The organism is Colwellia sp. MB02u-9, assembly GCF_014077085.1.
Lineage (GTDB): Bacteria > Pseudomonadota > Gammaproteobacteria > Enterobacterales > Alteromonadaceae > Cognaticolwellia.
The window spans coordinates 77,582-90,898 of record NZ_JACGVF010000102.1 but is presented as its reverse complement, the minus strand read 5'-3'; the positions used below and the strand labels follow the sequence as shown (position 1 = coordinate 90,898).

Annotated in this window: 10 protein-coding genes; 5 read left to right on the top strand and 5 right to left on the bottom strand. The window is 36.8% G+C overall.

Going from position 1 to position 13,317, the window contains the following annotated elements:
- Positions 1-41: 41 nt before the first annotated feature.
- Positions 42-554, bottom strand: coding sequence for an IS630 family transposase (locus tag H4J65_RS17880; RefSeq protein WP_182199022.1), 513 nt, complete (start codon positions 552-554; stop codon positions 42-44).
- Between the two features lie 346 nt (positions 555-900).
- Here H4J65_RS17880 and folD point away from each other — a divergent pair, with 346 nt between their 5' ends.
- Positions 901-1,764, top strand: a complete 864-nt coding sequence (gene folD, locus H4J65_RS17875) for a bifunctional methylenetetrahydrofolate dehydrogenase/methenyltetrahydrofolate cyclohydrolase FolD (RefSeq protein WP_182199021.1) — start codon at positions 901-903, stop codon at positions 1,762-1,764.
- A 199-nt stretch (positions 1,765-1,963) separates the two neighbouring features.
- On the opposite strand, the gene H4J65_RS17870 is transcribed toward folD, so the two are convergent.
- Positions 1,964-2,452 (bottom strand): GNAT family N-acetyltransferase, encoded by a 489-nt coding sequence (locus tag H4J65_RS17870; RefSeq protein WP_182199020.1) that lies wholly within the window; start codon positions 2,450-2,452, stop codon positions 1,964-1,966.
- Between the two features lie 506 nt (positions 2,453-2,958).
- On the opposite strand from H4J65_RS17870, the gene H4J65_RS17865 reads away from it, so the two are divergent.
- The 3 genes from H4J65_RS17865 to H4J65_RS17855 all read left to right on the top strand — a co-directional run bounded on the left by H4J65_RS17865 (position 2,959) and on the right by H4J65_RS17855 (position 7,568).
- Positions 2,959-4,308 carry a DEAD/DEAH box helicase gene (locus H4J65_RS17865; RefSeq protein WP_182182639.1) on the top strand — a complete coding sequence of 450 codons (1,350 nt, stop codon included), beginning with the start codon at positions 2,959-2,961 and terminating at the stop codon, positions 4,306-4,308.
- Positions 4,309-4,645: 337 nt separating this feature from the next.
- Positions 4,646-7,081, top strand: coding sequence for a tetratricopeptide repeat protein (locus tag H4J65_RS18235; RefSeq protein ID WP_182199019.1), 2,436 nt, complete (start codon positions 4,646-4,648; stop codon positions 7,079-7,081).
- 28 nt (positions 7,082-7,109) lie between these two features.
- A complete protein-coding gene (locus tag H4J65_RS17855; protein WP_182199018.1) occupies positions 7,110-7,568 on the top strand; it encodes a hypothetical protein in 459 nt (152 codons plus the stop codon).
- 84 nt (positions 7,569-7,652) lie between these two features.
- Here H4J65_RS17855 and H4J65_RS17850 read toward each other — a convergent pair whose 3' ends face one another.
- A complete protein-coding gene (locus tag H4J65_RS17850) occupies positions 7,653-8,495 on the bottom strand; it encodes a 23S rRNA (adenine(2030)-N(6))-methyltransferase RlmJ (protein WP_182199017.1) in 843 nt (280 codons plus the stop codon).
- 106 nt (positions 8,496-8,601) lie between these two features.
- A complete protein-coding gene (locus tag H4J65_RS17845; protein ID WP_182138405.1) occupies positions 8,602-10,194 on the bottom strand; it encodes an ABC-F family ATPase in 1,593 nt (530 codons plus the stop codon).
- 238 nt (positions 10,195-10,432) lie between these two features.
- Between H4J65_RS17845 and H4J65_RS17840 the strand changes: the two genes are divergently transcribed.
- Positions 10,433-10,981 carry a DinB family protein gene (locus tag H4J65_RS17840; protein ID WP_182182685.1) on the top strand — a complete coding sequence of 183 codons (549 nt, stop codon included), beginning with the start codon at positions 10,433-10,435 and terminating at the stop codon, positions 10,979-10,981.
- Positions 10,982-11,504: 523 nt separating this feature from the next.
- On the opposite strand, the gene H4J65_RS17835 is transcribed toward H4J65_RS17840, so the two are convergent.
- Positions 11,505-13,268, bottom strand: coding sequence for a lysophospholipid acyltransferase family protein (locus tag H4J65_RS17835; RefSeq protein WP_182182648.1), 1,764 nt, complete (start codon positions 13,266-13,268; stop codon positions 11,505-11,507).
- Positions 13,269-13,317: the final 49 nt, after the last annotated feature.

Sequence of the window (13,317 nt, the reverse complement as noted above, 5' to 3'; positions counted from 1 at the left end):
GGCCAAAGCGTGCTTCATCTTGAAACCACACATCTACATTTTTAAGGCTGACATTCCACGGGATCGTACGGATCATTTCCATTTCGAATTTTTTTAAAAGCTTCTTGTACTTCATCTGATTGCTTCGGGTGCCTTGACCGACTCGTTATCCACGAGAAGCCTAGCTGATGTAAAAGCCGATAAATATTATCAATTGAATAGTCGACTTTAAATTCTTGCGTAATATAAGTAACAAGTGTTTGTGCTTTAAGTCTTCCGCCTTTGAGTTTAATACTATTATCATGAATGTACTGGCTTAACTGAGAGAGCTGTTGTTCATTGAGATTACAAGGTCGACCAGAGCGAGGTTTTTCTTTTAAACCATCAAGACCATGTTCATAAAATCTTTTAACCCAGTCATTAACAATACGTCGACTAATATGTAAGTTTCGTGCTGTCTGTGTGTTATTAGCGCCACTTTTGATATGAGAAAGCGCCATCAAACGAACCCGCATTCGCCCATTAGTTTCTTTTGCTATAAGAGATTTAAAATCAATGGATTCAAGTGTGATCATAACGACTGATATCAATGTATGAAAAATGAAACCAATTAGATCACAAATTTAATCAAAATGGTATTACTGCAACTTGAAACGCCTTATAGCTTGACGTATTAAGCACCTAAAACTTCGATAAGTATCATAGCATTAGTGTATTCTTGTACTTATACCAAGTTGATTAATTATCTGTTCATTTTTAATGGTTAATATGAAAAATATAGTGTTATAAATAGAATAATTACTTATAAAATTTTATGCTTTGTATTTATCTATTTTTTGCATTAAAAAGTAGATGGCTTGACTAATCAAATGGTGTTAATTGCCAGGTACTATTTTGATTTAACCAGTGAGAACAATAATAATGAATATTGATGGAACGTTAGTAGCTAAAAAATTACGAGATAAATTAGCGGTAGAAATAACTGAGTTTAAATCATGTCATGGTATTCAGCCGAGTTTAACCGTGCTGCTTGTTGGTGAAGATCCTGCTAGCCATATTTACGTAAAAAATAAAGTCAAACAAACACAAGAAATTGGTATGATCTCCAATGAGATAAAATTACCCTGTGATACTTCTCAGGAGTATTTACTAAGTCAGATCGAAAAATTAAATAATGATGGTAGCGTCCATGGCATTCTAGTTCAGTTACCTTTACCAAAACACATAGATGAAAGTGCTATTGTTTCAGCTATTAGTCCTAATAAAGATGTTGATGGTTTTCATGCAATAAATTCTGGTCGATTATTTAATGGTGAAACAGAGGCTATTGTACCCTGCACGCCACAAGGTTGTGTGATCTTGGTAAAACAACATTTAGGTGATGATTTATCTGGTAAGCATGCTGTTGTTATCGGTCGATCTAATATTGTTGGTAAGCCTGTGGCTATGTTGTTACTGCAAGAAAATTGTACGGTAACTATTGCGCACTCTAAAACCATAAATTTACCTGAAGTATGTCAGCAAGCTGATATTTTAGTTGCCGCTGTTGGTATTGCTAAATTTGTTAAAGCTGCTTGGGTTAAAGAAGGGGCTACTATTATTGATGTAGGCATCAATAGAGTTTTAACCGATGAGGGCAAATCAAAACTGGTTGGCGATGTAGATTATGATGCGGTTATTGCTAAATGTGGAGCTATTACGCCTGTTCCGGGTGGCGTAGGGCCAATGACAATTGCTTGTTTATTAAAAAATACGCTAACAGCGGCTAAAAATAGTCTGCGCTAGCGCTTACCTTGTGTAGTCATTAGAGATTTAAAAATCAAGTTAATATTTTACTGCAAATTTTTAGCGATCTGAAAACTGTACTGATCTTCAAGGAAGCTGATTTTTTAGTTAGTTCAGAGAGCAAGTAAAATGGCTTGAATGGTAAAATAGCTCTTACATACGGTTATTAGCATAGAACAGAAATTAACCGCTGCTCGGTTTAATCATTTACACTGCAACGAAAGCAGTGTAAATTTTTCTGTTTCTCTCGATAACGAATCAATCGTTGTTTAAACTCTATGGGTAGCTGAGCTATGTCGTCACAAGTGTTATGATGAATAAAGTGATTTGATAAATAAAATGTTTGTAACGCCTCATCAGCAAAGCAAATAATGTTCTTATATCTTGCTTGTTTTCGCTCATTTTTATCAGAAATAATGGCATGTAGCATTAAGCTTGCGATATTTTTACCACGTTGAGCTTTGTCGGTAACTAAGCCATGTAGTAGCCAAAAACTCCCCGGCTCTTGACCGGCAGATATGATTACACTCGCTATAATGCACTGATTAATTTTAACAATATAACATTGGTCATGTCCGATAAAGCTTGCTGCATATTGCTGGTTTTTATAAAAGCGCAATATATCTTTTTTATCTGTCTTTACTGCTTTTATAACTGTGTATGGCGAGAAGGGAGCATCTGGATTCATTTATTTATTTCTATTCAACAGTGTTAATTTAATTTATTTTACTTAGTTATTCCACACTAGGCCTTTACGGATCTTCTATCTTATTTAACTTTACTAACAAGCTGAGCCATTAAGCTATAAAACATCATCGCTTTGCTAATCGACTTACAGTTGAATAACCTGTAATCGTATTAAGTATCAACTAATTCTAATCGTTTTGTTAAACAACCGATATATTTACCTGCATATACTGCTGCTTTAGTTAGGGTAAATGAAACTTTGCTTGAACTTATGTGTTGATTTACTCTTTGGTATTTAATTAGCGCAAATAAGCTATTAACAGGTGAATTTAAATCAAACAAACGAGCAACCATGAGCTAGATTAGAAATAATTCTTTTTAAACCAAAATAGTTTGGCTAAACATCGGCAATTACAGGTTACAATACACTATTATATTTTTGGTTTTATGTGTCTGTAACAATTATATTGTCTAACAGATATAAGTTAAATAACGTGGAGAGTAAGCTTGCAGTTTAGTGATTTTGGATTGGATAGTAAAATAATGTCAACTGTGGAACATTTAGGTTTTAGTGAGCCTAGTGAAATTCAGCAGCAGGCAATTCCTGCCGCCATGGCAGGTCATGACTTGATTGCTTCATCTAAGACCGGCTCAGGTAAAACGTTAGCCTTTATTATTCCTGCGATGCAGCGCTTGTCAAAAAATAGAGCCTTAAGTAAGCGTGATCCACGTGTGCTTATTTTAACGCCAACTCGCGAATTAGCCAAGCAAGTCTTTACTCAGCTAAGAATGTTTACATCGGGTTCTGCATTTAAAGCGGTACTTATTCTTGGCGGTGAAAATTTTAACGACCAAGTTAAAGTATTAGAAAAAGAACCTCATTTTATTGTTGCTACACCAGGGCGTTTAGCCGATCACCTTTCGCAAGGGCATTTTCACCTGAGTGGTTTAGAATTACTCATCCTTGATGAAGCAGATCGTATGTTAGATTTAGGCTTTGCCGATCAGTTATCACAAATCAATAAAGCTGCCGATCATCGTAAACGCCAAACGCTGCTGTTTTCTGCGACTTTAGATCATGCACAAGTTAATGACTTTGCTTTAGCATTATTGAAAAAGCCAAAGCGTGTCGCTATCGGCAGTGGCTATACTGAACATAAAGACATTACTAAGCGTTTTTATCTTTGTGATAACTTAAGCCATAAAGAAAAGCTACTGGCACACTTTATTGCGACTGAAGATCACCAGCAAATAATCATATTTACTGCGACCCGCGCCGATACCGACAGGTTGTCGACATTATTAACTGAGCAAGGCTTAAGTGCTGTTGCCTTAAGTGGTGAGCTAAACCAAGGTCAACGTAATCAAATAATGGACGGTTTCAGTAAAGGGCAGCAAAAAATACTGATCACGACTGATTTAGCGTCTCGCGGATTAGATTTAATTAATGTCTCGCACGTTATTAATTTCGATATGCCAAAGCATACCGAAGAATTTGTTCATCGCATTGGTCGCACTGGCCGCGCAGGTAGCACAGGTGACTCTATTTCATTTGTTGGACCTAAAGACTGGATAAGCTTTAAAAATGTAGAAGGCTTTCTGCAACAAAAGCTGACTTTTGATACTGTTGATGGCTTAAAAGCTAAGTTCAAAGGTATTAAACCTAAGAAAGCGAAAGTCGATAGCAAAGTAAAAGATAGCAATAAGTCAGTCGTAGTAGCTAAGAAACCAAAATCAAAGAAAATTGTTAAGAATACCTTTTTAGCGGAAGACGCTGGTGAGTTACCGGTATTAAAACGTAAGCAAGCAGTTACCCCACAAGATATTGATAATTCGGCTATCGACGAAGTGGATTGATCCTGATCAGTTATCTTAACCATTAAGCTTTTATAAACCCGCTATGCCTCAATATTAAAAAGGTATAGCGGGTTTTTTATTTCTATAGTGCTTGATTGTGAATTCACTTAAGTATTTATGATGGGCCATCCATTGTAACAATTAGAGATTTTTTTGAAAAAATCTCTGTTAACAACCACAGAAAAACCTTAACTAAATGAGCGCTGAGGCGGCTTGATCATAGCGACTACTCGCTATTTTTTCTAATCTCAACAATACTTATATTTTGATTAAACCCTAAAATTTATAAAGAGTGCCTAAAGGCATGTTGTGCTCTTTTTTGTGAGGTTAGCATCACGTGTCAGCGAGCAATGAACCAGAAGTCTCAGTTTCATTAGACAAGGTTAGGCAGCACTTTGTTGTAGATGCGGAGCTACATCAGGGCTTTCAATTAGGTAGTTTAGTGATTGAACCTGATTTAGGCATCGTTATTCGAAATGCTCAACGATACCACTTAGCACCTAAAGCGATGGAGGTTCTACTTTATTTATCATCGACTAATGGTGAGATTGTCTCGCGAGAGCAAATTTCGGCTTTTGCTTGGGGTGATAATCATGCGGCAAAAACCAATGTTACCCACGTCATCAGTGAAATTAGACATGTACTTGATGATCACAAAGAATGTCCCACTTATATCCAAACTATTCCTCGCAAAGGTTATCGTATGCTTTTACCGACAGTGGCAAAGTCAGTGAATAGTATTTGGCCGTTCCCCGCTGATCAGGTACACCAAATTAGTGGCTCAGAAAAAAAATGGCAATTGTCATTTTCATTATTAAAAAGTAGCCGTTTAATTAACGCTAGTGCTGCTTATTTAGTGGTATCTTGGGTTTTATTACAAGTATTCTCAATTATATTACCTATTTTTGATGTGCCAACTTGGGGGGGTAAGGTGGGGGCTTTATGTTTAGTTATTGGCTTTCCTCTTGTTATTAGTTTTCAGTGGTATAAAGAATTTAAAATAAGAAAAAAGTTTGCGTATGAAAACAATAAAAACCACCGATTTATTTATCAACAACTTTCTGTCGATAGTTTCTGTATATTAATAATATTGTTGATTATATATTACCTGTCTACTCATCTTATTGAGAAAATAGAAAGAGAAAGTAATTCACAGCCACTTAATGTCATTGTTGATAACAAAGCGCCCATCGCCAATGTGGTTGAAAATGCTGTTGCTATCTTGCCTTTTCATGCAACCGATTTAGACAATAATCCTCAATATTTCATTTCAGGTTTGCAAGAAGAGCTGGTAAATCTATTAACATTAAAAGCTGTATTTAAGGTGTCTTCAATAAGGGCGATAAATGCATTAGAACCTAAAGCAAGCATTGAAGAAATTAAAAATATTTTAGGCGTTAAATATATCGTAGAAGGGCGTTCTAAAGTTGTCAACAGTGTATTAATTATTAACACTATCATGACAGATGTTGTGACTGGCTTTCAGGTTTGGTCTGATGAATCTAAGGGCTCAATAGATGAGCTGGTTATACTCTATAGTGACTTGTCTCGTAAAATTACTAATGCATTGCGTTTGCTTATCGTTGGCGATAACGCAGAGAACAAAATAAATGCCATGCCAACAGAAAATTTTGCAGCCTATGATGCTTATTTACAAGGCAAAGAAAAGTACAGAAATTCAAAAAACATCAACAGCTTAGTCGCAGCAGAAAAACTCTTTATTACTGCCTTACAATTGGACCCTGATTTTATTCAAGCTTCGTCAGCCTTATGTCAAACCTACTTGGATAAATATTTACTGAGCAATGATACAAAGGAATACGAAAAAGGTTTAAATGTTTGTCAATTAATTGCCAGCAATCGGACCGTATCGTTTGAATCAGAATTAGCACTTGGTAGACTTTATCGTGTCAATGGCCAATATGAAAAAGCTGAAACACACTTAAACAAAGCAAAACTAATTAAACCAGAGTCCAGTGAAGTTTTTATTTCATTGGCTGATTTATACGCAAAATTAGAGCAAAGTGATAAGGCTGAAAGTTTATATCAACAAGCGATTAGTTTTGAGCTAGGTAATTGGAAAAATTACTATGATTACGGTTTGTTTTTGTTTAATTCGGGCCGTTATGAAGATGCAATTAGCCAATTTAATAAGGTAATACTAATCAATAACAGCACGGCTATGGCCTATAATGCCTTAGGGGCTGTTTATTATATGGTACTAAATTTTGAGCAGGCCAACATTGCTTGGTCTAAATCACTGGCAATTAAGCCAACAGCATTAACTTTTTCAAATTTAGGTACCGTACTGTTTTTTATGCAGCGCTTTGAAAATGCCGCTGAAATGTATTTACAAAGTGCTGAATTATCATCATTAGATCCTACCGTTTGGGGTAATTTGGGTGATGCATTTAAGTACAGTGAAAATAGCACACTAAAGGCTCAAGCGGCTTATAAAAAGGGACTTGATTTAGCTCAAAAAAATGCGGTTATAAATGATAAGGATCCAAGTCTGCAAGCACAAATATCTCGTTATTACTCTGAATTAACTCAATGTGACCAGGCAAAGAAACACCAAGAAATAGTACTTAACAATAACGTGCATGATCCCTATATTTATTATGACTTAGCCATAGTAGCTATTAATTGCTTCGACGTTAATGACATGAAGCCATTTATTAAAAAAGCTATCTTTTTAGGCTATCCCCGACAGCTTTTATTGGCGGATCCTCAGTTTTACGACTATAAACATTGGATAAAAGAAATTGTTTGAATCCATTAACCTGAATAAGGAAAATTCAATGAATAGCCAAAATATCAAATTACTGAAAAAAATGATCAGCGGTTTAATACTCTTAATAGCGACAACTTCCTTGGCAGCTTTTGCTGCTAGCAACAGCGCTAAAGATAAAGAATTGCTCATTCATGTTGACCCCTCAACACATTGCGCAATCAAGGTAACTCCCTCCGTCAATGAAAGTAATTGTGCATTGTTATATTCAGAGAGTAAAAACCCCTGTAGGAATGATCCCGAATGTGTTTGTTCACAAAAGGAGAAATATATTGCTTGGCAAACAACTACGGGTGATGCCTTTGATATTCGTTTTACCGAGGGTTCGCCTTTCAAAAGATGTGAATATCAAGCAGGTCGCGATGGTGAAGTGCGTTGTAAAATTAAAAATACAGGTGACTATTACTACGAAGTAAATGTCAAAGGCTGTGCAACTAACCCTTATGATCCTCGCATTGTGGTGCAATGAGTTTTTGTACTGTATGACCTGAGATTTGGCAATATATTTTTTTGAAGGCTAAAATGTACTTAGCCAAAGCTCAGGTTATTTTACTTATTCGCTAATTAATTGCTTAACACTATACTGACTTTCAGTATGACCAAGTTTTGTTTTTAAATAGGGGAGTATTTCATCTAACTGGCTAGTTAATTGCCATGGTGGATTGACAATAAATAAGCCTGTGCCGGTCATGCCATATTCTTCAGTATCTGCATCTTGGCAATATTCTACTTGTATTAAGTTACGCACATCACTCTTGGTAAAGGCGCTCTGCATTTGTTCAACAAGTTCACGTTTAACGACTGGATACCATAAAATGTAAGTGCCAGTAGCAAATTTTTTATAAGCATTAACAACCGTACGAACGGCTTTTAAGTAATCTTCTTTTAACTCATAAGGTGGGTCAATTAAGACTACACCACGACGGTTCGGCGGCGGCACTAAACCTAACACACCTTGGTAACCGTCAGATTGCTTAACATGGGACTTATTCCACCGTTGGCTATATGCTTTTAAGTGTTCAATATCAGTCGGGTGTAACTCAAATAAATGTGCGCTGTCTTGTCGACGAGTAAATTGGCGAGCAATACCTGGAGAGCCAGGATAGAGTGTAAGTTCTCCAGTTTCCTGATTTAAATTTTTGACTAAATCAATATACGGCTGCAGGGCTTCGGGTAAGTCTTCATTTTCAATTAACTTAGCAATACCGTTTTTATATTCACCGGTTTTTTGAGCGTAATCGTCGCTCAGCTGATACATGCCAGCGCCCGAATGACTATCAATATAATAAAAGCCCTTATCTTTGCGGGTCATATATTCTAGTACTAAGGTTAATACCGAATGTTTTAAAACATCAGCAAAATTTCCGGCGTGAAAAGCATGGCGATAACTGAGCACAATGGCTCCTTAAAATAGCGTAATAGCAATTGAAATAATAAAAAATAAAGCTATCAAAATTAACTCATGATAGCTTTATTACAGTACGTTTACCTAAATGACTAATTTATACTTTTGACGCTAAATATTCGTCGTAGCCACCAGCAAAATCAGTGTAACCACCGGTTGTTAATTCGATAATACGAGTCGCTAAGCTTGAGACAAATTCTCGGTCATGACTCACAAACAAAATAGTGCCTTCATATTGCTCCATTGCCATGTTTAATGACTCGATAGATTCCATATCCATATGGTTTGTTGGTTCATCCATAATGAGAATGTTTGGACGTTGCATCATGATTTTACCAAACAACATACGACCTTGTTCGCCACCTGAAAGTACTTTTACTGATTTGTTAATGTCATCAGCAGAGAATAATAAACGTCCTAAATAACTACGAACGGCCTGTTCGTCGTCGCTAGGTTGACGCCATTGGCTCATCCATTCAAATAAAGTCATATCATTTTCAAATTCATAACTATGGTCTTGCGCGTAGTAACCAATGTTAACGTTTTCTGACCAAGTATATAAACCTGATGTTGGCTGATATTCAGCTTCGCCCATTAGAGTACGTAAGAATGTAGTTTTACCCACACCATTTTGTCCGATAATGGCGACACGCTCACCAACTTCAATCATCATGTTAAGGTTGCTTAAGACCTTATTATCACCAAAGTTTTTGCTCATACTTTCAAGTACGAGAGCATTACGGAATAATTTTTTGTCTTGTTCAAAGCGAATAAACGGATTAACACGACTTGATGCTTTTACATCGGCCAATTGAATTTTATCAATTTGCTTAGCACGAGACGTTGCTTGTTTTGCTTTTGAAGCATTGGCAGAGAAACGCGCCACGAAAGCTTGTAGTTCACCAATTTGTGCTTTTTTCTTGGCGTTGTCAGACATTAATTGCGCTCTAGCTTGCGTAGACGCCAACATATATTCGTCATAGTTACCCGGAAATAACCGTAATTCACCGTAATCTAGATCAGCCATGTGGGTGCAAACACTGTTTAAAAAGTGACGGTCATGCGAGATGATGATCATGGTTGAATCACGTGCGTTCAAGGTCTCTTCTAACCATTGAATAGTGTGAATGTCCAAGTTGTTGGTTGGCTCATCAAGTAATAAAATATCAGGATTAGAAAATAAGGCTTGGGCTAATAGCACACGTAATTTCCAACCTGGGGCAACGTCACTCATTAAACCATAATGTTGATCGACAGGAATACCGACACCCATTAATAATTCGCCGGCACGACTTTCTGCGCTGTAACCATCCATTTCAGCATATTCAGCTTCTAAATCACCGGCACGCATACCATCTGCTTCACTCATTTCAGGCAAAGCGTAAATCTCATCACGCTCTTCTTTTATTGCCCACAATTTAGTATGGCCCATAATAACGGTGTCAACGACAGACGTTGCTTCAAAACCAAACTGGTCTTGACGAAGTTTACCAATGCGCTCATTTGGATCTAAATTAACATTACCCGAGGTTTGCTCTAAATCACCACCTAAAATTTTAATAAAGGTTGATTTACCGCAGCCATTGGCCCCGATTAAACCATAGCGATTTCCGCCACCAAATTTTTGTGAAATGTTTTCAAATAACGGCTTAGCACCGAATTGTTGGGTAATATTGTTTGCAGCTAACATATAAGTTCCGTAGCGATTGTGTAGATGAGTGTAAGTTGAACTTTAATCTAAGTTTAACCTTAAATAATGCGCGAGATTATACAGTATGATGACGTTGTTTGGAATTCTAGTGAGGCTTGAATGTGCAGGTTTTTTATTTGTTTTACATTAGTCACGGTGATTTGATAACTGCTTATCATTAAAGCAATAAAATGAAATTAAATTACGCTATTATGGTTCTAATTAACGAGTATCATTAATAATCGGAATAAAAAAAATTATAAAAACGATAAAATCATGTCAGCATTATGTTGCAACACTTCAGCAAGGAATAAATTTTGTTGAACAACTCACTGACCAAGAATATGGCGTTAACATTGCTGGAAAGTCTAGCCCTATGGGCACGCACGTACGTCATATAATAGACCATTATCACTCTGTTAAGTCAGGCTTTACCACTCAGGTGGTTGATTACGAATTGCGTAAAAGAGGTTCGTTGGTTGAAACCAGTCGACAGGTAGCGTTAGCGCAATTAGTGGTGATACAAGCATGGATAAAGTCTTTAACTGAGGACTCTTTAGATGAAATCATTACTGTTCGTTCTGACGTGGGTATGGGTAGTTGCCATATCATTGCAGTAAAAAGCACCTTAGCTCGAGAGTTAATGTTTGCTAGCAGCCATGCGATTCATCACTATGCAGCTTTAAAGCACGCGTACCAATTATTAGGAGGAAAGTTTGACGATATTGATTTTGGTTTAGCTTCTTCTACCGCTACGTTTGATAAGCAACAATGTGAGATAAGTTAAGTCTTAATGCCTATCTATACGGCTCTGCTTCACTACACTGTTGCCAAGTTATGAAGTCTACTGCTTAAAAGGTTAAAGAGAATGAGTATTTTAGCCAAAAATTTTTACGATTGATAATATAGCGCATGGCACTTTTGTTGTTGGTCGGACTTTAGTCCGTCAACTGTTCAGCGGGCAATTAACGTGATGGGTAATAGACATTTGAAATAGGTGTTATTTTTAGGTCAAAACAGTTAAGTTTCATTTAACCTAGTGGATTAAAGTTCAAGCTACATAGAGCCTATAGGTGAATGATATAGCCTTGGCTATTTTTGTAGGTCGGACTTCACTCCGTCAACTGTTCAGCGGGTAATTAACGTGATAGGTAATAGCCATCTGAAGCAGGTGTTATTTTTAGGTCAAAACAGTTAAGTTTCATTTAACCTGATGGTCTAAAGTCCAAGCTAGATTGAACTAGCACAGAGACATCTATAAATTATAAACTATACATTTTATCAACCATAACAACTTAGTTTGATAAATATCATGACGAAGTATTAGCGTTTACTTTAGCTAAATAACCCTCAAGCTTATCACCTAAATAGAGTTTTAATAATCGTTTCGGGGCGCTAGGTACATCTACGCTCAGTAATAATCCGGGTGTAGAGGCGAAATTAGGGTCTATTGCTACACAGTGAAACGTAGCCCCTAGCTGATGATATTGTTTCACTAGTACCGGCAAACCTTTACCGTCAGGCTCAATTTGTTTTATCAGTGTATCTAATGTTTCAATATCTTTTGGGTTGTGTTTTAAGTAGCTTAATAATTCATGGTGAATAGGATGCTTAAAACTTTCTTTTGCCATTACTTTATCGGTTTTGGTAACTAAGAACTGTTCTATTAATAAAACGCTTAGTGGATCGTATTGCTTGCTTAACGATACCGTGCCATAAAGCACTCGGTATTGGGGATGCTGAGCAATAAAAGCACTGATACCCTTAAATAACAATAACAAGCCGTGAAAACTACGTTGATGTGCCAAAACGATAAATGAGCGACCCATTTCTAAGCAGGCTTGCTGTTGGTTGATAAACGCAGTGTCGAAGTTAAACATTTTTGATAGGTATAAACTCTTCATACCATCTGTCTTTAATAATTTATCAGTTTGGCCCATTCGGTAGGCGCCAATAATAGATTGATTTTTTTGGTCAAAAATAAACAAATGCGTATAAGTATCATCAAAGTCATCGCCATCTTGTGGATTGCCACTGCCTTCATCTAACAATCTAAAACTTGCTTCTCGAAGTTTTCTTATTTCTTCAACAACACTAGGACATTGTGCGCGTGTTGCATAACAAACGACATAACTTTTGTAATGAACTAATTGTTGTGCTTTAGCTAGTGCGTCAACTTCTTTAGATAGTTGCCCTTTGGCCTGTGATTTTGCTAGAGGTTGCATGGCTTCGGGTGTTTTTTTTGCTGATGTTTCAGGCCACTTTTGTCGATAAACCGGATCAAGTAAGTAGGTTGATAAGCGCGTTAAATCTGTACTCATTTGAATATTACCTTGTGCTGATTTTATCTGTAAAGCTTTGCCGAAGGTGATGGGAATATTTTTTTTATCACTTGCCAGCATCTCACGAATCAACATCAATAACCTTAACCTGAAATATATATGTCCCAGCCAATAAAAGCGTTTTCGATTCCTTCCGCCAATAAAGCAGGGGATCACCGGGCAAAGAAACTTATTCATTAAGGAGCCGACTAATCGATTCCAAGGGTGGTCGGTTATAGGAGAAAAAATAGTCTCAGGGTAACTCACTCTGCCTGCTGGGAATATCACCAGTAATCCACCTTTTTCAAGGTGTTGTTGGCATTGGCGAAGAGAAGATAAGTTTCCCTTGGCGCCAGTTGACAAAGGATTAGTGAAAATAAAAAAATCGGCTAATTCAGGAAAGATTTTCAGCGCTTTATTCGCTAAAATTTTTACGTCAGGGCGTACTGTCGATAAAATATTCGCTAAAACAATCCCTTCAATACCACCGAAGGGATGATTTGCAACAACAATAGCAGCGCCTGATTTTGGTACATTTAAAAGGTTGGCATCAGCGGTCTCAACCCTTAGGTCTAACTGTTGAATAAAAGCCTCAGTGAATGCGACTTTTTCTAAACCAGCTAAACCCATGGCATGGTAGTGTTTGCTTAACTGCTTAATACACAATATAGCGTCAGCTAAACTTATAATACTTTTTTTAAACCACGTACTAGGGGGTTTTGCCATTAAGTTTGTAATAGAGAGTTTAGACAAGTGAGTCATTATCCTGATTAAGGTCTAATAAATAGACCTTAATCACAGC

Bases quoted from the DNA above. Each gene is read 5' to 3' on its own strand.
- H4J65_RS17880 (WP_182199022.1), bottom strand. From the start codon at position 554: ATGATCACACTTGAATCCATTGATTTTAAATCTCTTATAGCAAAAGAA.
- folD (WP_182199021.1), top strand. From the start codon at position 901: ATGAATATTGATGGAACGTTAGTAGCTAAAAAATTACGAGATAAATTA.
- H4J65_RS17870 (WP_182199020.1), bottom strand. From the start codon at position 2,452: ATGAATCCAGATGCTCCCTTCTCGCCATACACAGTTATAAAAGCAGTA.
- H4J65_RS17855 (WP_182199018.1), top strand. From the start codon at position 7,110: ATGAATAGCCAAAATATCAAATTACTGAAAAAAATGATCAGCGGTTTA.
- H4J65_RS17845 (WP_182138405.1), bottom strand. From the start codon at position 10,194: ATGTTAGCTGCAAACAATATTACCCAACAATTCGGTGCTAAGCCGTTA.